This window comes from Nonomuraea sp. NPDC005730 (genome assembly GCF_040630865.1).
In the GTDB taxonomy this organism is placed as follows: domain Bacteria; phylum Actinomycetota; class Actinomycetes; order Streptosporangiales; family Streptosporangiaceae; genus Nonomuraea.
The window spans coordinates 70,400-91,708 of the sequence record NZ_JBEXYK010000042.1 but is presented as its reverse complement, the minus strand read 5'-3'; the positions used below and the strand labels follow the sequence as shown (position 1 = coordinate 91,708).

The 21,309-nt window shown below is 73.4% G+C and carries 16 protein-coding genes and 1 pseudogene; 9 read left to right on the top strand and 8 right to left on the bottom strand.

Annotation, left to right across the window (positions count from 1 at the left end):
• The 8 genes from ABZ444_RS34835 to ABZ444_RS34800 all read left to right on the top strand — a co-directional run.
• Positions 1–1,758 (top strand): response regulator (locus ABZ444_RS34835; RefSeq protein WP_358006442.1); only part of this gene is annotated, 1,758 nt, incomplete at its 5' end.
• A gap of 25 nt (positions 1,759–1,783) precedes the next feature.
• Positions 1,784–4,132 carry a SpoIIE family protein phosphatase gene (locus ABZ444_RS34830; protein ID WP_358006439.1) on the top strand — a complete coding sequence of 783 codons (2,349 nt, stop codon included), beginning with the start codon at positions 1,784–1,786 and terminating at the stop codon, positions 4,130–4,132.
• A 114-nt stretch (positions 4,133–4,246) separates the two neighbouring features.
• Positions 4,247–4,747 carry an ATP-binding protein gene (locus ABZ444_RS34825; RefSeq protein WP_358006436.1) on the top strand — a complete coding sequence of 167 codons (501 nt, stop codon included), beginning with the start codon at positions 4,247–4,249 and terminating at the stop codon, positions 4,745–4,747.
• A gap of 19 nt (positions 4,748–4,766) precedes the next feature.
• Positions 4,767–5,111, top strand: coding sequence for a YciI family protein (locus ABZ444_RS34820; protein WP_358006451.1), 345 nt, complete (start codon positions 4,767–4,769; stop codon positions 5,109–5,111).
• A complete protein-coding gene (locus tag ABZ444_RS34815) occupies positions 5,108–6,334 on the top strand; it encodes a sigma-70 family RNA polymerase sigma factor (protein ID WP_358006433.1) in 1,227 nt (408 codons plus the stop codon). Before ABZ444_RS34820 ends, ABZ444_RS34815 begins: the two co-directional genes overlap by 4 nt.
• A 31-nt stretch (positions 6,335–6,365) precedes the next feature.
• Entirely contained in the window at positions 6,366–6,953 is a 588-nt protein-coding gene (locus ABZ444_RS34810) for a helix-turn-helix domain-containing protein (RefSeq protein WP_358006430.1), read from the top strand.
• 1 nt (position 6,954) lies between these two features.
• Positions 6,955–7,689 (top strand): SRPBCC domain-containing protein, encoded by a 735-nt coding sequence (locus ABZ444_RS34805; RefSeq protein ID WP_358006427.1) that lies wholly within the window; start codon positions 6,955–6,957, stop codon positions 7,687–7,689.
• A gap of 7 nt (positions 7,690–7,696) precedes the next feature.
• Entirely contained in the window at positions 7,697–8,179 is a 483-nt protein-coding gene (locus ABZ444_RS34800) for a metallophosphoesterase family protein (protein WP_358006424.1), read from the top strand.
• On the opposite strand, the gene ABZ444_RS34795 is transcribed toward ABZ444_RS34800, so the two are convergent.
• The 6 genes and pseudogenes from ABZ444_RS34795 to ABZ444_RS34770 all read right to left on the bottom strand — a co-directional run.
• Complete coding sequence (locus tag ABZ444_RS34795) at positions 8,172–10,277, bottom strand: molybdopterin-dependent oxidoreductase (protein WP_358006421.1); 2,106 nt, start codon at positions 10,275–10,277, stop codon at positions 8,172–8,174. The two genes, ABZ444_RS34800 and ABZ444_RS34795, sit on opposite strands and share 8 nt — an antisense overlap.
• A gap of 93 nt (positions 10,278–10,370) precedes the next feature.
• Positions 10,371–11,666 (bottom strand): M1 family metallopeptidase, encoded by a 1,296-nt coding sequence (locus ABZ444_RS34790; protein ID WP_358006448.1) that lies wholly within the window; start codon positions 11,664–11,666, stop codon positions 10,371–10,373.
• On the bottom strand, positions 11,663–15,445 hold the full coding sequence (locus ABZ444_RS34785) for a Pls/PosA family non-ribosomal peptide synthetase (RefSeq protein ID WP_358006418.1): 3,783 nt from the start codon (positions 15,443–15,445) through the stop codon (positions 11,663–11,665). The genes ABZ444_RS34790 and ABZ444_RS34785 overlap by 4 nt, the downstream gene beginning before the upstream one ends.
• Before the next feature lie 216 nt (positions 15,446–15,661).
• Positions 15,662–16,600, bottom strand: a complete 939-nt coding sequence (gene add / locus ABZ444_RS34780; RefSeq protein WP_358006415.1) for an adenosine deaminase — start codon at positions 16,598–16,600, stop codon at positions 15,662–15,664.
• 11 nt (positions 16,601–16,611) lie between these two features.
• Complete coding sequence (locus tag ABZ444_RS34775; RefSeq protein ID WP_358006412.1) at positions 16,612–17,370, bottom strand: class I SAM-dependent methyltransferase; 759 nt, start codon at positions 17,368–17,370, stop codon at positions 16,612–16,614.
• Positions 17,371–17,740: 370 nt separating this feature from the next.
• Positions 17,741–18,643 (bottom strand): annotated as a pseudogene (locus ABZ444_RS34770) (RNA polymerase sigma factor); the annotation flags it as partial.
• Between the two features lie 572 nt (positions 18,644–19,215).
• Between ABZ444_RS34770 and ABZ444_RS34765 the strand changes: the two are divergent.
• Complete coding sequence (locus ABZ444_RS34765; protein ID WP_358006409.1) at positions 19,216–20,028, top strand: hypothetical protein; 813 nt, start codon at positions 19,216–19,218, stop codon at positions 20,026–20,028.
• Positions 20,029–20,148: 120 nt separating this feature from the next.
• Here the strand turns inward: ABZ444_RS34765 and ABZ444_RS34760 are convergent, their stop codons facing one another.
• Both ABZ444_RS34760 and ABZ444_RS34755 read right to left on the bottom strand, forming a co-directional pair.
• Positions 20,149–20,715, bottom strand: a complete 567-nt coding sequence (locus ABZ444_RS34760) for a DUF4291 domain-containing protein (protein WP_358006406.1) — start codon at positions 20,713–20,715, stop codon at positions 20,149–20,151.
• A 26-nt stretch (positions 20,716–20,741) separates the two neighbouring features.
• Positions 20,742–21,278, bottom strand: a complete 537-nt coding sequence (locus ABZ444_RS34755; protein ID WP_358006403.1) for an SMI1/KNR4 family protein — start codon at positions 21,276–21,278, stop codon at positions 20,742–20,744.
• Positions 21,279–21,309: the final 31 nt, after the last annotated feature.

The following is a 21,309-nucleotide window of genomic DNA, read 5'->3' as shown; positions in this document are numbered from 1 at the left end:
ACCAAGAACCTGGAGATCGAGCAGGCCAGGCAGGAGCTGGAGGACCGCGCCCACCAGCTGACGCTGGCCTCGACGTACAAGAGCGAGTTCCTGGCGAACATGAGCCACGAGCTGCGCACGCCGCTCAACTCGCTGCTCATCCTGGCCCAGCTGCTGGCCCAGAACCACACGCGCAACCTGACGGCCAAGCAGGTCGAGTACGCCGAGATCATCCACTCGGCCGGCTCCGACCTGCTCCAGCTGATCAACGACATCCTCGACCTGTCCAAGGTCGAGGCGGGCAAGATGGACATCAACCCCGAACGCGTGCCGTTGCGCCAGCTTCTCGACTATGTCGAGGCCACGTTCCGGCCGATGACGTCGCAGAAGAGCCTCGACTTCACGATCACGAACGCCCCCGGCATCCCGGTGGAGGTCGTGACCGACGACTCGCGGCTGCGCCAGGTGCTGCGCAACCTGCTGTCGAACGCGGTCAAGTTCACCGAGACCGGCAGCGTCGAACTGCGCATCGAGCCGGCCGCCCAGGACGAGCTGCCCGCCTCGGTGCGCCAGCACGGCGCGGCCATCGCCCTGCGGGTGGTCGACACCGGCATCGGCATCGCCGCCCAGCAGCTCGAAGCCATCTTCGGCGCGTTCCAGCAGGCCGACGGCACGACCAGCCGCAAGTACGGCGGCACCGGCCTCGGCCTGTCCATCAGCCGCGAGATCGCCCACCTGCTCGGCGGCGCGATCGGGGCGCAGAGCACGCCGGGCCAGGGCAGCGTGTTCACCCTCTACCTGCCGATCGCCCGGCCGGACTTCATCGGGCTCTCCCCGAAGAAGGCCCTGACCGACCCCTCGGTCGTCGTCGAGGCCGCCCGCGTCACCACGTCCGAGCAGGAGGCGGCCGCACCGGCCAGGTCCCACCAGCCGCAGCCACGCCGCCTGCTGGTGATCGAGGAACGGCCGCAGGGCCTGCTCTCGCACGTGGCCGAGAGCGTGGTGACGGAGCTGGCGCTGAGCAAGGACGAGACGATCGAGATCGTCACGGCCGCCGGAGCGCAGGAGGCCGCGGCCACGCTGGCCGCCGACCCCTGCCACTGCATCGTGCTCGACCTCGACCTGCCCGACCAGAGCGCCTACCGCCTGCTGGAGGCCATGGACGGCGACCAGGCCCTGAACTCGGTGCCGGTCCTGGCCTACAACAACTGGCGGGCCAGCTCCCAGCAGGCGGTGCCGTTGCAGACGCGCGAGGGCGGCCAGCCGCTGGAGCTGCTGTCCAGCCTCGACGAGCTGCGCGAGCGCATCGCCCTGCACCTGACCGCCGACCAGCCCGGCGACGTGCTGCCGCTGATCCGGGCCGGGAACGTCAACCAGCTCGCCGGGGCCGAGATCGACACCTCGCTGACGGGCCGGACCGTGCTGATCGTCGACGACGACGCCCGCAACCTCTTCGCGCTGACCAGCATGCTGGAGGTGCACGGCATCGACGTGCTGCACGCCGAGGACGGCCGCAAGGGCATCGACACGCTCGTCGCCCACCCGCAGATCGACCTGGTGCTGATGGACGTGATGATGCCCGAGATGGACGGCTACACCGCCACCGCCCGCATCCGCGCGATGGCCCAGTACGCAGACCTGCCCATCATCGCGGTCACGGCCAAGGCGATGCCGGGCGACCAGGAGAAGGCGCTGGCGGCCGGCGCGAGCGACTACGTGACCAAGCCGGTCGAGGCCGACCATCTGGTCGAACGCATCCGTCACTGGCTCGGCGCCTGACCCGTCCCCCTCAAGGAGCAACGCAGTGCACCACCCGCACGATCCGGCGGCCGCCGTGCCGCCGGAGCGTACCGAGCCGCCCAATCTCGGCCGCCTGGCCGCGACGGTCGACCGCCTGCACAGCCAGATCCTGGAGGCCCAGCGGGCCGCCGAGGGCCGCGCCCTGGTCGAGGTGGCCAAGGGCGTGCTGGTCGAGCGCCTGCAGTGCAGTCTGGCCGCCGCCGCCAGGCAGCTGGCCACCCTGGCCGACCAGGCGGGGGTGACGCAGCTCGAACTGGCCGCCGACATCATCAACCAGGCCGCCCACGACCGCATCAGCGAGGCCGCCCGCGACTTCCTGAGCTCGGCCCGCGCCGAGGAGTCCACTGAGGTGGCGGTGCGGCTGCGTACCGCCGAGAACGGGGCACTGACCGCCACCGACGCGCAGGCCGTGGCGCAGTCGCTGCTGGAGCACGCCCTGTCCGCGCTCGGCGCGACGACGGTCGCCATCTGGGAGGCCGGGCCGGACGCGTCGCTCACCCTGGCCGGATACGCGGGGCTGGCCGACGAGGAGGCCAGGCGCTGGCGTTACGTCCCGCCGGGCGTGGCCACGCCGGCCCGCCGCGCGCTGCTGGCCCGCGGCACGGTGTGGCTGGAGGACCTGGCCGCCGTCGGCCTGCCCTCGATCGGGCAGCGCCAGACCCCCGGCGCGCGGGCGACCGCGCCCGCCGGGACGGGCGGCCGGATCCTGGGCGTGCTGGAGATCGGCTGGCCGCACGCGATGCCGCGGCCCGACGCGCGGGTCGTCAAGCAGATCGAGGTGCTGGCCGACCTGTGCGCCCACACCTTCGACACCACCGACCAGGCCGTTCACGAGCCGCAGGTGCTGCCCGAGCTGATCGACCTGGCCGACGCGCTGCCGGACGCGGCGCTGGTGCTGCGCCCGCAGCTGGGCACCGAGGGCCGGCTGACCGACTTCCGCATCGTGCACGCCAACCCGCGCTTCCTCGACCCCGCCGGGCGGCCGCGCGGCGAGGTCGTCGGGAGCCTGTTCCTGGAGGCGTACCCGCTGGCCGCCGAGGAGGGCGCGCTGCTGGCCAGGATCGAGCACGTGCATGCCACGGGCGAGACCTTCAGGGCCGAGAAGATGACGATCACGGCCCTGGTGGACCAGATCCCGCTGCACACCGTCGCGGGCATCGCGATCATCCGGCTCGGCGACGGCGTGCTGCTCATCTGGCGGCTGCAGGACCAGGACGCCCAGCTCGCCAACCTGCTCCAGCACGCCCAGCGCCTCGGGCGCATCGGCGGCTTCGAGGAGAACCTGCTCACCGGCGAGATCGTCTGGAGCGCCCAGCTCCACGACCTGTACGGCATGTCCCTCGACGAGCCGCCCATCCCGCTGGAACGCCTGGCCACGCACGCCCACCCCGACGACGCCGTGGCCATCGGCCGGTTCGTCCGGGCCGTGCTGCACCATCGCCGTCCGGCCTCCACCGCCTACCGGCTGCAGCGGTCCGACGGCACCGTACGGCACATCAGGGTGGTCGCCGAGCCCGTCTTCGACGACAGCGGCCTGCTGCTGTCCATCCGCGGCGCCTACCAGGACATCTCCTCCCAGCACTGGACAGAGGTGGCGCTGGCCGCCACCCGCGACCAGCTCGCCCACACCGAGCAGCAGGCCGCCGAGCGCAACCGGCTGGCCCTGCAGCTCCAGCAGGCGATCATGCCGCCGAGCCGGGAGCCGCTGGAGGCGTTCGACCTGCAGATCGCCGTGCGCTACCGGCCGGCCGAGAAGGAGCACCTGGTCGGCGGCGACTGGTACGACGCCGTCGTGCTGCCCACCAAGCAGATCCTGCTGTCGGTCGGCGACGTCGCCGGGCACGGCATCGAGGCGGCCACCGGCATGGTCGTGCTGCGCAACGCGCTGCGCGGCCTGGCCGCCACCGGCGCCGGGCCGGGCCAGCTGCTGACCTGGCTCAACCTGGTCGCCCACCACCTGACCGCGAACGTCACCGCCACCGCGATCTGCGGGCTGTTCGACCCCCGCACCCGCGTGCTGCGCTACGCCAGGGCCGGGCACCTGCCGCCCATCCTGGTCCGCGACGGCCAGGCCAGGGAGCTCGACATGACCAAGGGCCTGCTGCTCGGGGCGGTCGCCGAGGCCGAGTACGAGGAGACGCACGTGCAGCTCGCCTCCGACGACATCCTGCTCATGTACACCGACGGCCTGATCGAACGACGTGACGTCAACCTGCACGAGTCCCAGCAGCGGCTGCTGGACACCGCCCGGCATCCCGCGGCCAGCCTGGAGCAGCGCCTCGACCACCTCCTGACGCACAGCAACTCCGACACCGACGACGACACGTGCATCATCGGCGCCCGCCTCCAGTAACCGTCCGCGCCGCGGCCGGGCGGCCGGGGAGTTTGCCGGGCTTCGGTCTGGTAAGCAACCAAGACCGGGTCCCCCGCCACGCCACACCCAGGCAGGACTGATCAGACCATGGGCATGGAACCGGAGCTACGCTGTCCCATCAGCACCGATCTCGACGCCATCCGCGGCCTCGTGCGCGACCACGCCGGCCGCGGCGGGCTGTCCGGTGAGCGCCTGGACAACTTCGTGCTGGCGGTCAACGAGGCGGTCACCAACGTCCTCGACCACGGCGGCGGCACCGGCACCGTGCTGGCCCGCACCGACGCGGGCGGCGTCATGGTGGAGATCGCGGACGAGGCCGGCCGGCTCAGCGCCGCCCACCTGGCCGCGGCCGAACACGGCCGCGCCCACTCGGCGGGGTTCGGCTTCGGCCTGTGGCTGATCCAGCACCTGTGCGACCGCGTCGAGCTCGACCAGAGCCCGCGGGGCTCCCGGTTACGCCTGCACATGAGCGTGCGGACCGCCCACGACCGGCAACCCGGCACCCTCGTCCCGCAGGGCTGCGACCGGCCGAGCCCGCCCGGCCACCGGCCGACCCCGCCTGGCCCGGCCCGGCCGGATTTCCCGGAACCCTAGGATGAGGCAGGTGAAATACATGCTGCTCATCTACAGCAACCCCGCCGCCCAGCAGGCCGTCGCCGACGGGTTCGACCAGGTCATGGCCGAGGTCGACGCGCTCATGGCCGAGCTGGAGGCCAACGGCGAGCTGGCCGGGGGCCAGGCGCTGGGCGACCCCGCCTCCTCCAAGACCGTGATGGTGCGCGGCGGCGTGCCCGCCGTCACCGACGGCCCCTTCCTGGAGGCCAAGGAGTACCTGGCGGGCTATCTGATCGTCGACTGCGCGAGCGTCGAGCGGGCCACCGAGATCGCCGCGCGCTGGCCGGACGCGCGACTGTGCGCCATGGAGGTGCGGCCGGTCATCGACGAGGTGGCGGAGTGATCGAAGGGCTGCTGCGCGAGCTGGCGCCGCAGGTGCTCGGCGTGCTCGTCCGCCGTTACGAGCAGTTCGACGCCTGCGAGGACGCCGTCCAGGAGGCCCTGCTCGACGCCGCCGTGCAGTGGCCCGGCCAGGGCGTGCCGGACAACCCGCGGGCCTGGCTGATCACGGTCGCCTCCCGCCGGGTCATCGACCACTTCCGCAGCGAGAGCGCGCGGCGGCGGCGGGAGGAGAGCGCGGCGGTCGCCGTCCCGGCCGACGAGTTCGTCGAGCCGGCGCCGGGCGAGGAGCGCACGCCGTCCGGCGACGACACGCTGACGTTGTTGTTCCTGTGCTGCCATCCCTCGCTCTCGGAGCCCTCGCAGCTCGCGCTCACGCTGCGGGCCGTGGGCGGCCTGACCACGGCGCAGGTCGCGGCGGCGTTCCTGGTGCCGGAGGCGACGATGGCCCAGCGCATCAGCCGGGCCAAGCAGCGCATCAGGTCCACGGGGGTGCCGTTCGGGCCGCCGCCGGAGCAGGAGCGGGCCGAGCGGCTGCGCGTGGTGCTGCACGTGCTCTACCTGATCTTCAACGAGGGTTACACCGCCACCTCCGGGCCCGATCTGCAGCGGCCCGAGCTGACCGGCGAGGCGATCCGGCTGGCCCGGCTCGTCCACCGGCTGCTGCCCGGCGACGGCGAGGTCGCCGGGCTGCTGGCGCTGATGCTGCTGACCGAGGCGCGGCGGGCGGCGCGCACGGGCCCGGGGGGCTCGCTGGTGCCGCTGGCCGAGCAGGACCGCTCGTCGTGGGACCGGCGGCTGGTCGAGGAGGGCGTCGAGCTGGTCAGCAAGGCGCTGGCCACCAGCGCGCTGGGCCCGTACCAGTTGCAGGCGGCGATCGCGGCCGTGCACGACGAGGCGCCCACGTCCGCCGAGACCGACTGGCCGCAGATCCTGGCGCTCTACGGCGTGCTGGCCGGGCTGGAGGACAACCCGGTGGTGCGGCTCAACCAGGCCGTGGCCGCCGCCATGGTGCACGGCCCGCGGGCCGGGCTCGACCTGCTCGACGGCCTGGCCGCCGACGACCGGCTCGCGGGCCACCACCGGCTGGCCGCGGTCCGCGCCCACCTGCTGGAGATGGAGGGTGACGCGGAGGGGGCGGCGCTGGCCTTCCGCGAGGCGGCCCGGCGTACGCTCAGTCTGCCTGAGCAGCGCTATCTGGAGGGCAAGGCCGCCCGCCTGGCTTGACAACGATTTTTTTCGGTGCGATCGTTCAGGCATGCACGAAGTGGCAGTGATCGAAGACGCGGCGGCCGCCGAGGCGTCGCTCGACCCGATGCGGTCGAAGTTGCTGGCCGAGCTGGTCGAGCCGGGCTCTGCCACGTCCCTGGCCGCCAAGGTGGGCCTGGCCCGGCAGAAGGTCAACTACCACCTGCGCACCCTCGAACGCCACGGGCTGGTCGAGCTGGTCGAGGAGCGCAGGAAGGGCAACGTCACCGAGCGCGTCATGCAGGCCGCGGCCGCCTCCTTCGTGATCTCTCCCACGGCTCTGGCCGCCGTGCAGCCCGATCCCGCCCGGTCCCCCGACCGGCTGTCGGCGCGCTGGCTGCTGGCCCTGGCGGCGCAGCTCGTCCGCGACGTCGGCACGCTGATCACCGGCGCGGCCAAGGCACAGAAGAAGGTGGCCACGTTCGCCATCGACGGCGAGGTGCGCTTCGCCTCGGCCGCCGACCGGGCCGCGTTCGCCGAGGAGCTGGCGCAGTGCGTGACCTCGCTGGTCAGCAAATATCATGACGAGTCCGCGGAAGGCGGGCGGGATCATCGTCTGATCGTCGCCGTGCACCCGTCCGTGAAGAAGGGCTCCTGAGGTGGGGCGCGAGTTCGAGATCCCCCTAGAGTCCATGGTCGAGGCGACGCCCGAGCAGGTGTGGGAGGCCATCACCACCGGGCCGGGCATCGACTCGTGGTTCATGGGCCGCAACGAGGTCGAGGGCGGCGCGATCCGCACCGCCTTCGCAGGCGCCGACCTGCCCGAGTCCGGGGTGACCGCCGAAGATCCGCTCAAGCGCTTCGCCCACTCCGGCGTCCCGGGCCCCGACGGCCGTTTCGTGGCCTACGAGTTCCTGCTGGAGGGCCGCGGCCAGGGCAGCACCCTGGTCCGCATGGTCACCAGCGGCTTCCTGCCCGGCGACGACTGGGAGCAGGAGTACGAGGCGATGTCCTCGGGCCTGGCCCTGTTCTTCGCGACGCTGACGGAGTACCTCGGCCACTTCGCCGGCCGTACCGCGACCCCGCTCACCGAGTCCGGCCCGCCGGTGGGCGACTGGCCGCGCGCCTGGAGGGCCCTGGACGCCGCCCTCGGCGGCCGCCCCGAGACCGGCGACACCGTCCGGCTCACGCCGCCCGGCCTGCCCCCGGTCCAGGGCGTGGTCTACTTCCGCAACGCCCAGAGCGTCGGCGTCCGCACCCCCGACGCCCTCTACCGGTTCGTCCAGGGCATGGGCGGCAGCATGCTCGCCATGCACCTGCTGTTCGGCGGCCCCGCGGGCCAGGCTGCGGCCTGGCGGGCCTGGCTGGAGGATCTGCCCGCGGATCGGGCATGACTCCTGGATGAACGTGGTGGCGCTGTCCGACACCCACGCGCCCAGGCGGTGGCGCACCTGCCCGCCCCGGGTGGCCGAGCACCTGCGTTGGGCCGACGTCATCCTGCACGCCGGCGACGTCTGCGTGCGCCCGGTGCTCGACGAGCTGGCCGCCTACGCCCCGGTGCACGTGGTGAAGGGCAACAACGACGGCCCCGACGTGGTGGCGCCGGAGACGCTGGAGCTGACCCTGGAGGGCCTGCGGATCGGGATGATCCACGACAGCGGGCCCGCCAAGGGCCGCCTGGCCCGCCTGCGCCGCCGCTTCCCCGAGGCCGCCCTGGTGGTCTTCGGCCACTCCCACATCCCGCTCGACGAGTCGGGCGAGGGGCTGCGCATCTTCAACCCGGGCTCCCCCACCGACCGCCGCCGGCAGCCGCACGGCACGCTGGGGCTGCTGACCGTCGAGGACGGCGTGCTGACCCGCGCGGAGATCGTGCCCGTCACCTGAGCGGTTCCACGGTGACGGGTACGCCGTTGAGCGCCGCCGTGCCGGTGAGCTCGTCCAGGAGGCAGGGGTCGGTGAGGTCGTTGGCGCTGGCGCCGCCGAGCGTGGCCGCGACCGACAGCAGCACGCCCGGCCGGTCGTGGCCGTAGCCGTGGGGCAGGCTGACCACGCCGGGCATGACGTCCTCGCTCGCGCTGACCTCCACCGTCACCTCGCCGCTGCGGGAGCGCACCCGGACCGGCGCGCCGTCGGTGAGCCCGCGGGCGCGCAGGTCGTCGGGGTGCATGAGCAGGTGGTGCCGGGGGCGGCCCTTGGCCAGCCGGGCGGAGTTGTGCAGCCAGGAGTTGTCGTCGCGCAGGTGCCGGCGGCCGATCAGCAGCAGCCCGGCGCGGGCGGGGGCGGCGGCGGGGGCCAGGAGCTCGGCGCGGGCGCGGGCGAGCCCGTCGAGCAGGACGGGCGGCGCGGCCTGGACGCGGCGGCCCGGCGTGCGCAGCCGGCCCGGCAGGCTCGGCTTGAGCGGGCCCAGGTCCAGCCCGTGCGGGTGGCGGCGCAGCCGCGCCACGCTCAGCCGGTACGGCCCCGCCCGCAGCCCGAGGTCCACGATCCGCTCCGGCGGGAGCCGCAGCATGAGCCGGTCGGACAGTGAGCCGGCCCGGACCAGGCGGCGGTATCGCCGGGCCAGCTCACGCAGGATCTCCCAGTCGTGCCGGGCGCCGGGCGTCCTGGGCAGCACGGCCGGGGTGTAGCGGGCGTGGTCGCGGACCGCGACCAGGTTGAAGACCAGGTCGTAGTGGTCGCGTTCGAGCAGGTCGGTGGGCGGGAGGATGACGTCGGCGTGCCGGGTGGTCTCGTTGACGTAGAAGTCGAGGCTGACCATGAAGTCGAGCCCGGCCAGGGCCCGCGACAGCTCGTGCCCGCCGGGGGCCGAGCGCACCGGGTTGCCGGCGATGGTCACCAGCGCCCGCACCTGCCCCTCGCCGGGCGTGCGGATCTCCTCGGCGAGCGCCGCGGCGGGCAGCTCGCCGCCGAACTCCGGCAGGCCGCGCACCCGGCTGCGCCACCTGCCCTCGTGGCCGGGGTCGATCAGGCGGTTGCGCACCGGGTCGACCGCCGGCCTGCTCATCAGCGTGCCGCCGGGCCGGTCGAGGTTGCCGGTGACCAGGTTGAGCAGCTGGATCCCCCACTGGCACAGGGTGCCGAACCGCTGGGTGGACACGCCGATCCGGCCGTAGGCGGCGGCGGTGGGGGCGGCGGCGAACTCGGCCGCGATCCGGGTGATCACCTCGGCCGGCACGCCGGTGACGGCCGCGGCCCGCTCGGGCGTGAACGCCTCCAGCGCCGGGGCCAGCCGGTCGAGCCCGTCCACGTAGGGCGCGGGACGGGCGGCGCCATCGGCGATGATCAGGCCGACCATGGCCAGGATGAGCGCGGCGTCGGTGCCGGGGCGGACGAAGTGGTGCTCGTCGGCCAGCCGGGCGGTCTCCGTGCGGCGCGGGTCGAACAGCACCATCCGGCCGCCGCGGGCCCGCAGGTCGCGGATGCGCCGGACGACGCCGGGCGCGCTCATCACGCTGCCGTTGGAGACGGCCGGGTTGGCGCCGAAGGCCAGGAAGTAGGCCGTGCGGTCGATGTCGGGCACGGGCAGCAGCCACTGGCTGCCGTACAGGTGGCGGGCGACGTACTGGTGCGGGAGCTGGTCGAGGGAGGCGGCGGAGTAGCGGTTGCGCGTGCCCAGCAGGCGGGCGAACGGCGGCGCGTGCGTCAGCGCGCCCAGGCTGTGGACCACCGGGTTGCCGAGGTAGACGGCCACGGCGTCGGGGCCGTGCACGATGCGCGTCCCGGCCAGCCGGGCGGCGACCAGGTCGAACGCGTGCGCCCAGGGGACCTCGCGCCAGCCGTCCGGGGTGCGGACCACGGGACGGCGCAGCCGGTCGGGGTCCTCGCGCACGTCCTGCAGGGCCACCGCCTTGGGGCACAGGTGCCCGGCCGACAGCGGGTCGTCCTCGTCGCCGCGGATGCCGGTGATCCGGTCGCCGTCCAGGTCGACGCGCAGGCCGCACATGGCCTCGCACAGGTTGCAGGTCGCGAGCCGGGTCACCATGTGCCCAGGCTATGAGCGCACGCGCCCGTCCCCGAGGCGCCACCCCGGCGACCGTCCGACCAGGTCGGCGCGGCGTGTGCGGCGCGGGGCCGGTCAGGCGCCGCGGTCGCGGGTCAGGGCGCCGCCCGCCATCGGCGGCAGGGGCCGGTCGTGCAGCCATGCCGTCAGCAGCGCGCCGGCCGGCACGTGCCGTTCGGCGTGCGCGGCGAACTCCCGCGTGGTGACGCTGCCGTACCGGCGGCTGTCGGCCCAGGAGCGCAGGACGGCGAAGAACGCCTGGTCGCCGGCCGCCCGGCGCAGGGCGTGCAGGGTCAGCGCGCCGCGCTTGTAGACGCGGTCGTCGAACAGCGCGGCCGGGCCGGGGTCGGCCAGCACGAAGTCCTGCGGCAGCGCGGCGAGCCTGCGGTGCCAGCGCAGCGCGTGCTCGTCCGCGGGCGGCCCGCCCGAGCGCTCCGACCACAACCACTCCGCGTACGTGGCGAACCCCTCCTGCAGCCAGATGTCGGCCCACCCCGCCACGGTGAGGCTGTTGCCGAACCACTGGTGGGCCAGCTCGTGCGCGACCAGCCGCTCGCAGCCGCGCGCGCCGTCGACGTGGTTCCTGCCGAAGACCGACATGCCCTGCGCCTCGACCGGGATGTCCAGGTCGTCGTCGGCCACGACGACGGTGTAGCCGCTGAACGGGTAGGGCCCGAACAGGTCGCCGAACAGCGCCATCATCTCGCCCTGGCGGCCGAAGTCGTGCCGGGCGCGGGCGGCCAGCCGCGCGGGGTGGGCCAGCCGCGTGCCGCCCACCTCCGACAACTGGTAGCGCCCGATCTGCACGCTGGCCAGGTACGTCGCCATCGGCTCGGCCTGCTCGTAGATCCACGTCGTGGTCCCGGACGCCCGCCGCCTGGCGGTGAGCACGCCGTTGGCGATCACCTGGTACGCCGGCGCCGTCGTCACCGAGATCCGGTAGGACGCCTTGTCGTCCGGCCGGTCGTTGCACGGGAACCAGGAGGGCGCGCCGATCGGCTGACCGGCCACGAGCGCGCCGTCGGTCAGCTCCTCCCAGCCGAGCCCGCCCCACGGGCTGCGTACCGGGACGGGCGTGCCCGCGTACCGCACCTCGACGACGGCCCGCTCCCCGGCGGCCAGCGGGCCGGGCAGGGTGAGGCGCAGCTTGCCCTGGCCGTGCGTGTGGCGGACGGCCCGGCCGTCCACCGTGACGCCCTGGACGCGGAAGTGGCCGAGGTCGAGGCCGAGGTCGCCGAGCGGCTCGGCGGCCGAGACCGTCAGGCGGGCCGTTCCGTCGAGCCGGTTGGCCCCGATCCGGTAGTGCAGCGCCAGGTCGTAGTGCTCGACCGCGTACCGGTGGTCGCCGTGCCCCGGGAAGTACGCCGTCATCGCCACGCCGAGACGGGGTTGCCGAACCACCGGCTGCCGCCGGGCAGCGCCTCGCCGCGCATGACCAGGGACGCCGGCCCGACCGTCGTGCCCGCGCCCACCCGCGCGGCGGGCAGGACGACGCCGTGCGGGCCGAGCGTCGCGCCGGCCTCCAGCGTCACCGTGTCGATGCTCATGACCCGGTCGTGGAACAGGTGCGTCTGCAGCACGCATCCCCGGTTGACACACGCGCCGTCGCCGAGTGTCACCAGATCCGCCTCCGGCAGCCAGTACGTCTCGCAGGTGACCCCACGTCCGATGCGTGCCCCGAGGGAGCGCAGCCACACGTTCAGCGGGGCGGTCCCGAGCCACGGCTGGGCGAACCAGGGCGCCGCCAGCACCTCGACGAAGTTGTCCGCCAGCTCGTTGCGCCACACGAACGAGCTCCACAGCGGCCTGTTCCCGGCCGAGATCCGGCCGACCAGCGCCCATTTGGCGGCCGTGGCGACCGCCGCGGCGAGCACCCCGGCGGCCAGCACGACCAGCCCGCCCAGCGCGGCGGCCACGGCGAAGCCGTAACCGGCGGCCAGCCACTCGAACGCGGCCACGGCCAGGACGGCCAGCGCGACCACGCCCATCGCGGGCACCACCCGGCACACCTCGACCAGCGCCCGCGCCGCCTTGTACCGCGCGGGCGGGTCGTAGGTCCTGCTGCGGTCGGCCTCCTCGGCCGTGCGGCGCAGCTCCATGGGCGGCATGCCCACGTACGAGGAGCCCGACTTGGCCTTCTTGGGCGTCGCCGAGAGCACGCCGACCAGGCCGTCCTTGGGCACCTTGCGGCCGGGGGCGGTCATCCCGGAGTTGCCGAGGAAGGCGCGCTTGCCGATCCGCGCCGAGGCCAGGCGCATCCAGCCGCCGTCCAGCTCGTACGGGGCCACCATGGTGTCGTCGGCCAGGAAGGCGCCGTCGCCGACGGAGGTCATCGTGGGCAGCGCGAGCACCGTGGACAGCTCGGCGCCGCGGCCCACCTTCATGCCGAGCGCCCGCAGCCAGACGGGCGTCAGGACGCTGGCGTACAGCGGGAACAGCCACACCCGGGCCGAGGCCATCAGCCGGCCGGTGACCCACGCCTGCCAGGCCGGACGGCTGTGCACCGGATGGTGCCCGGGGTGCAGCCCCAGGCCGAGCAGCCGGACACCGACCAGCGTGACCAGCGCGAAGGCGGCCATGCCGGCGACCGTGGCCAACGGTACGGCGGGCAGGGCGGCGGCCAGCGCGCCGCCGAGCGTGGGCTCGTCCCCGGCGAAGGCGGCCAGGACGGCGAGCGCGACACCGGCCGCGGCCACCGGGAGCAGGCTGAGCACGATCGCGCTCACCCCGTACAACGCGACCCACGGGCGGGAGCGGGCGGCGCGTCCGGCCGGCCGGGAACGGCGCGGCTTGCCCTGGCGGAAGGCCGGGACGCCGGCCCAGCGCTCGCCCGACGGGACCGTCCCGGCCACCGCGGAGCCGGGGGCGACCTGCGAGTTCTTGCCGACGCGCGCGCCGGGCAGCAGGGTCGAGCGGGAGCCGACGGTGGCGCCCGCGCCGATGCGGATCTCGCCGACGTGCAGCACGTCGCCGTCGTACCAGTGGCCGGCCAGGTCGACCTCCTGCTCGACCGAGGCGCCCCTGCCCAGCTTGAGCAGGCCGGTGATCGGCGGAGGCGAGTGCAGGTCGGCGTCCGGGCCGACGGTGGCGCCGAGCAGCCGGGCGTACCAGGCCATCCAGGGCGCGCCGGCCAGGTCGGGCACGCCGAGCCGGTCGGCGAACCGCTCGGCGAACCACAACCGCAGGTGCACGCCGCCGCCGCGCGGGTGGGCGCCGGGGCGCACGCCGCGCAGCAGCAGCCGGGCGACCGCCGCCGACAGGCCCATGCGTCCCATGGGGGTGACGAACGCCAGCGCGCCCAGCGTCACCCACCACCACGACAGCCGCGGCGCCCACGGCGGGGCGAGCACGTTGCCGAGCGCGGCCAGCGGCACGACCCAGCGCAGCGCGCCCACGGTGAGCAGCGGGATCATCAGCGCGGTCTGCGCCAGCGCGGCGCGTCCGGGCATGGGGGCGGCCGCGGCGTGCGCGGGGGCCTGCGTCCCGCCTCGGGCGGCCAGCAGCTCGGCCAGCCCGGCGAGGGTCGGGTGCGCGTAGACGTCGCCGACGGCCACGTCGGGGTGGGTGGCCCGCAGCACGGAGACCAGGCGGGCGGCGGCCAGGCTGGTGCCGCCGTCGGCGAAGAAGTCCGACTCGGGCCCTTCCGGGCGTACGCCGAGGATCTCGGTCCACTGCGCGGCCAGCAGCGCCTCGGCCGGGGTCAGGGCGGCGTCCGCAGACGCCGGGCCGTCCAGCGGCCACGGGAGCGCGTCCCGGTCGATCTTGCCGGAGGTCCTGGTGGGCAGGGCGTCCACGGGGGCCAGGCGGGGCACGAGCGCGGCGGGCAGCGACCCGGCCAGCAGCTCGCGGGCCCGTCCGGCGTCGAAGCCGGGCCCGGTGACGACGTAGCCGACGAGCACCTGGTGGCCGCCGCCCGCGGTGCGGACGGCGGCGGCCGCGCCGGTGACGCCGGGCAGCGCGCTCAGGGCGGCGTCCACCTCGCCGAGCTCGATCCGGCGTCCGCCCAGTTTCACCTGGTCGTCGGCGCGGCCGGCGAAGACGAGGCCCTCCGGCTCGGCGCGGACGAGGTCGCCGCTGCGGTAGGCGCGCTCCCAGCCCAGGGACGGCAGCGGCGCGTACTTCTCGGCGTCCTTGGCCGGGTCGAGGTAGCGGGCCAGGCCCACGCCGCCGATGATCAGCTCGCCGGTCCCGCCCATGGCGACCGGCTCGCCCGCGCCGTCCACGACGGCCAGGTCCCAGCCGTCCAGGGGCAGCCCGATGCGTACGGGCCCCTCCCCCGTCAGGCGGGCGGCCGAGGCCACCACGGTCGCCTCGGTGGGCCCGTAGGTGTTCCACACCTCGCGACCGGGCACGGCCAGCCGTTCGGCGAGCTCGGGCGGGCACGCCTCGCCGCCGAAGATGAGCAGCCGGATGCCGTCGAGGTGCGCGGCGGGCCAGAGCGCGGCCAGCGTCGGCACGGTCGAGACGGCGGTGACGCCCTGCCCGGCCAGCCAGGGGGCCAGGTCCATGCCGGTGCGCACGAGCGCCCTGGGCGCGGGCACCAGGCAGGCGCCGTGCCGCCAGGCCAGCCACATCTCCTCGCAGGAGGCGTCGAAGGCCACCGACAGCCCGGCCAGCACCCGGTCACCCGGGCCGAGCGGCCGGTCCTGCAGGAACAGCCCGGCCTCGGCGTCGGCGAACGCGGCGGCCGACCGGTGCGTCACCGCGACGCCCTTGGGCCTGCCGGTGGAGCCGGAGGTGAAGATGATCCAGGCGTCGTCGTCCGGGGTGGGCCGCTCAGGCGTGGCCGCCTGCCGGACCCGCGTGGCCGGGCCGCCGTCGAGCACGGCGTCCACGGCGGCCTCGGCGAAGACGAGTTCGGCGCGTTCGTCCGGGTCGTCGGCGTCCACGGGGACGTACGCGGCGCCGGCCGCGAGCACGGCGAGGATGGAGACGTACAGCTCGGCGGTGCCGGAGGCGACGCGCACGCCCACCCGGGAACCGCGCCCGACGCCGGCCGCGGCCAGCTCGGCGGCGACCCGGTCGACCTCGGCGCGCAGCGACCGGTAGTCCAGGCACACGGCGCCGTCGTCCAGCGCGGGCGCGTCGGGGTGGCGGCGGGTGGTCTCGTCGAGGATGTCGATCAGGGTGCGCGGCGGCGGGGCCAGCATGCCCGCGGGGTAGACCGCCGACGCGGTCCTGAGTCTTAAGTCTGCCGAGTCGGTGCGCAAACGCTCTCCTTCGGTCGGGCGGTCGGCCCCGGCCCGTCAACGCCACGGGCTGCCACTGGCGTGGCGTTCGCGCCACCTCCGTTCGCAACGGTCGTCGATTCGCCAACTATTCCACGATGTGACGGAGATCGCCGTGCCCGGCGAAGGCCGGACGGCTCAGTGGAGCCAGGCGTCGACGGCGGCCAGCAGGTCCGCCTTGAGGGCGTCCGGGGCGAAGGAGGCCCGGATCGAGGCGCGGGCCAGCTCGGCCAGGACGTCGTCGCCGTACCCGAAGACCTCGCGCAGCCGCAGGTACTCCTCGGCCAGCGCCGTCTCGCCGTCGGTGTTGACCGTGACCGCGAGCCCCGCCTCACGCAGGCGCGGCAGCGGGTGCTCGGCCAGCGACGGCACCAGCCCGAGCAGGACGTTCGACGTGGGGCAGACCTCCAGCGGGACGCCGCGCTCGCGCACCTCGGCCACCAGCGCCGGGTCGTCCAGCACCCGGATGCCGTGGCCGAGCCGCTCGGTGCGGCCGAGGTCCAGCGCCTCGCGGATGCTCGCCGGCCCGGCCGCCTCGCCCGCGTGGTGCACCAGGTGCAGGCCCGCGTCCCCGGCCGCGGCGAACACCTCGGCGAAGGGGGCCAGCGGATGGGCCTCGTCGCCCGCGAGCCCGAGGCCGATCACCTCGTCGTAGCGGGTGGCCAGCTCGTACGTCCGCCACAGCCGCTCCAGGGGCCGCCGCCTGGAGTGGTCGAGCAGCACCCGGGACTCGATGCCGTACCGCCTGCCCTCGGCCAGGCCGTCGAGCACCGCCTCCAGCGGCATCTCCGGGGCGCCCAGCCGTTCCCCGTGGGCGGCGGCGGTGAAGGTGACCTCGACGTAGCGGGTGCCCTGGGCGGCCTCGTCCGCGCAGAACTCCAGGGCGACGCGCCGGAAGTGCTCGGGGGTGCGCAGCAGGTCGCGCACCTTGGCCCGCTGGTCGGCGAACTCGCGGAAGCTGGCGAACCTGCCCTCGGGCTCGGGCGGGCCGCCCAGTTCGCGCACGGTCGCGGGCCGTACGGTGCTCTCCAGGTGGACGTGCAGGTGGGCCTTGGGCAGCAGGCGGAGGTCTCTCACTCTCCGGGAGGTTATCGCCGGGTGATGCGGATTTTCGACTGTTTATGTGGGGACTGCTCCCAGTCGTCCATGAACGTCGCTTTCAGTCCGTACTGGCGGGCCAGCTCGACCAGCGTCTCGGTGCGGTAGTAGAAGTCCTCGCGCAGGACGTGATGCTCCTTGCCCTCGGTCCGGTCGAAGGTGAAGTCGAACCAGCCGTCCGGTTTCATGACCCGGCCCACGTTGGCGAAGCACTCCTCGATGACCTCGATCGGTGAGTGCGAGAAGACGCTGTGGGCGTGGACGACGTCGAAGTACTCGTCCGGCAGGAACGCCAGCCGCAGGTCGCGCACCGGCGCCAGGTACGGCAGTTTGTCCTGCAGGGCGTGCTTCTCGATCGTGTCCTGGGCGGCCAGCAGGATGTCGGGCGAGATGTCGACGCCGTAGTAGTTGCCGGTGAACAGGTAGCCGATGAACAGGCGGCCGGCGCGCAGGTTCCCGCAGCCGATCTCCAGCATCCGGCAGTCGGGCTTGAGCCCGTGCTCCACCAGGTAGTCGAACTGCATGCGTCCCAGGGCCAGCCACCGCCGGTGCTTGTGCGACCCCACGGCGCCCTCGGGGTCGCGGGCCGTGTCGGACCTCATGACGGCGCGGTAGTAGGTGACGTGGTCGTGGGTGCGGAGCCTGAACCAGGTGTCGCGGGCCAGCCGGCGCAGGTGGGGGGCGATCCTGTGGGGGTGCCGGAACGCGTAGGCGGCCTGGTGGACGAGGCTCGTACGGGAGCGTTTCACGTTGGGCAGAGTAGGTCCGGCCCACCCGGCCCGCCTTGAGCTCCACTCACTCCGGAGCCCCCTTTTACTCCCTCTTTCCCACCCCCGGACCCCGCCGAGCTTCGCCGGTTTCCCGCGGTACTGGCCCGTGGGTGACGGGGCGCTGCGTCGCAGCTCGGGGCACGCGGATGCCCGGGGGGCCGTCGCCGGGGCGGACGGAGGTCGTGCCTGTCGCTGGTCTCGCCGGCGGCGCGGCGGTCGGTTCGGTCGACAAGGCGGTGACGCTCCACGTCCACACGGCGAGCCCTGCTCGGCGTGTCGCGAGATGCTGCTCCCGGGCGCGCACGATCGGCTCGGACAGCGGCGTGCTGCCGCTCCCGGGATCGGGCGGTCAGCTCAGGTAGTCGCGCAGCGCCATGGCCCGGGAGGGGTGGCGCAGCTTGGACATGGTCTTGGCCTCGATCTGCCGGATGCGCTCACGGGTGACGCCGTAGACGCGGCCGATCTCGTCGAGGGTACGGGGCTTGCCGTCGGCCAGGCCGTAGCGCATCGTGATCACGCCCGCCTCGCGCTCGGAAAGCTGGTCGAGCAGGCTGTGCAACTGCTGCTGCAGCAGCGTGAACGAGACCGCGTCGGCCGGGGAGACGGCCTCGGTGTCCTCGATCAGGTCGCCGAACTCGCTGTCGCCCTCCTCGCCGAGCGGCGTGCTCAGGGAGATCGGCTCCCGGCCGTAGCTCTGCACCTCCGACACCCGCTCGACGTCGAGATCGGTCTCGGCGGCGATCTCCTCGGGCGTGGGCTCGCGGCCCAGGTCGGACTGCAGGCGGCGCTGCACGCGAGCCACCTTGTTGATCAGCTCCACCATGTGCACGGGGATGCGGATCGTACGGGCCTGGTCGGCCATGGCACGGGTGATGGCCTGCTTGATCCACCAGGTGGCGTAGGTGGAGAACTTGTAGCCGAGCCGGTAGTCGAACTTCTCGATCGTCCGGATCAGGCCGAGGTTCCCCTCCTGGATCAGGTCGAGGAAGAGCATGCCGCGGCCGGTGTAGCGCTTGGCGATGGAGACGACGAGCCGGAGGTTGGCCTCCAGCATGCGGCGCTTGGCACGAAGGCCGTCGTCGGCGATCCACTCCAGGTCGGCACGCAGGTCGGAGGACAGGCCGGGCTCGCTGTCGAGCCGTTCCCTGGCGAACAGGCCGGCCTCGATGCGCTTGGCCAGCTCGATCTCCTGTTCGGCGGTGAGCAGCGGGACGCGCCCGATCTCCTTCAGATAGGTCTTGACCGAGTCGGCGCCGACGGCCGTGCCACCGTCGGCGATGGTGTCGTCCAGTTCGAGAACCTCTGCTGCTTGGGACAAAATTCTCTCCTCGCTCGCGTTGGGTGGACGCTCAGTGACTGAGCCGGCCTGCGGGCAGGGCCGGCGGGGAAACGTAGCGGGCCGATAGGCGTCGGGACCTTCAGGACATGAGGGAACGGAAGAAGCGGGGCCTGGCAGGGCCGTCTCTGACCAGGCTACCCAACACTTCCTCGAACGTGGCTTCGACGAAAACTCGATCATCGCTGACCGCCGCGGACATCCGCCCCCTGACCAGCCCCCCGGCCCCGTCACCTCCTCATCACCTCGTCCGATCGACGGCACTCCGGAAGACGCCCGCCCTTCTGCCGGGCCGCCACCACGCCCGCGTGCGCCGGGATCTCGGCCTCGCCCAGCCGGGCCCTGTGCGCCGGACTCGGCCTGGGCCGGCACGCCGGCGGGCCAGGACGGGAGGGCCATGGAGACGCCCCTGTGCCTCATCGTTCGCTTGGACGTGATCAAGGTGTGCGAGGCTCGCGTGGCCCCATCCCTCATGAGGAGGTCCTTGCATGAAGCGTGTTGTCGCCGGTGTCGCCGCTTTCGCGGTGCTGGCCGTGACCGTCCCGGCCCAGGCCGCCCAGGCCGCCGCGGTGGATCCGGTCAAGGCGTTGCAGGGCCGGCTGGCCGCGGGCAAGGGGGTGACGTTCACCGACACCACGTCCTACGTCGACCTGTCCGGCAAGACCGCGTTTCTGCGGCGCGAGGGCGTCCTGCAGTTCGGCAAGCCGGTCAAGGGCGGCATGGGTGTCATCGTCGCCTCCGACATCAGGGCGACGTACACGCCGCACGAAGGCGGGATCTTCAACACCCTCGACACCCTGCTGGGCGACGAGCGCACGATCACCGTGGGCAAGGTGAGCTACAACAAGGGCGGCGCGCTCAACGGCGATGTTCCGTCGGGCAAGCCCTGGCTCAGGTACGACAAGCCGCTCCCAGGCGGCGTCAGCGGGCTCTACAGCCAGCTGGTGAACCCGGCCGAACCCGCGACTCTCCAGGCCCTCGTCAAGACCGGCACGAAATCGGGTCGTACGTTCAAGGGCCACATCAGCCGGGCCGAACTGTGGCGGATCTCCCCCTGGTACCGAGCCTCCGCCATGTCCAAGAGCAAGGAACGCGCGCTCGCCTTTGAGCTCACCCTGGGCCCGGACAACCTGCCCCAGCGGCTCGTCACCTCGCACCCGGCCGCGGAGCACTGGGTGCAGAGCCTGGTCGGGGACGACATGATCACCGTGGAGTCCCGCTTCACGAGATGGGGCGGCAAGGTGCGCGTGACGGCTCCACCCGCCAAGCAGGTCTACTCGCGCAAGAAGGGCGGCAGCTGACCCCACCTGGCGGTGGAGGACGAACGGCTGCGTTCGGCCTCGCCGTCTCCGAACGCGTCGTACCGGCCGAACCGCCCGTACGGGATCGGCGCGGGAAACTCATCCGTCGCCAGTCGGCTGTCACCTACCGGGGGAGAGGTGGCTTTCCAGCGTCCGCGGCAGTGGATACACCCGCTCGGTGGGGAACAGCCGCTGGGCTTTGGCGGCGTGCCCGGTTTGCGTCAATGCCGTGGCCTTGCGGACCTGGGAGGTGAGGTCGGTGAGGCTGACGATCCAGTCGTCGGTGAAGGTGCGGATCAGAGCGCGGCCGATGCCGACCTGGATGCTGTAGTGGTTCAGCGCCGCTCCGCGCGACGAACGTTCCGGATCCCACTGGACATGTACGGCCGCCCGGGTCACAGCTGCCGGATCCGCGGTCGTGAGCACGGCCTGGGACAGAGCCTCCTCCCAGCCCCGCCGGGTCATCCGCACGGCTAGAACGCGCTCCTGACCAGGTTTGCGGGCCCAGTTGCTGCGATGCATGAGCCACAGGAACGAGGGCTTGATCCAGGTCATCCTGTGGAATGAGAACGGCGCAACGAAACGGCCCGCGCGCAGCGCGGCATCGGCTATGGCAGGTGCGTATGCCTGGTAGACCACGATCGTGTCCGCGTCGTAGTCTGCGCGAATCTCGTACTGGGGTGCCATGCGTCGCACCCTGCCACCCGTTGCAGTCACATCGCGAAGCGTTTTCCCCCGGTCACAGCGACTCGCTGGTGGTTCTTTGGGGGGTAGGGGTCGTACTCGTCCAGAAGCAGCGTGCGGAGGAATTCGACCATGCCACAGGGGAAGAGCGTGAAGTTCTCGCGGGTGTGCCGGCCGCAGACCAGGACGGGCCACCGGTCGGGGTCGGGGTCGGTGGTCAGCCAGCACAGGATGTCGGGGCCCGACGTGATGCCCCAGGCGAGGATGTCGTTCGGGTCGATGTCGAGACCTCCTTGACCGCCCAGCATCTCCCAGGTGTGACGGGCGTTCTTCGTCTCCTCCTCGAAGGTCCCGGGGTCCCACTGGATGTACTCCTTGGGCAACGGCATGAGGATGACGACCTCGGCGAACGAGCCGGCGCCGTAGACGGACATGAAGGCCATGTAGTCCCGCGGGAACCGCGTGCCCCACCGCGCCTCTGCCGCCGACCAGTCGATTTCCTCGTCCGCGCCGAGATCTGGAGGCAGGATCTCGGTCAGCGTTGCGACACCTGTCGGGTGTTCCACGGCAATCCCTTCGACGACGTGGCCGGGGAGT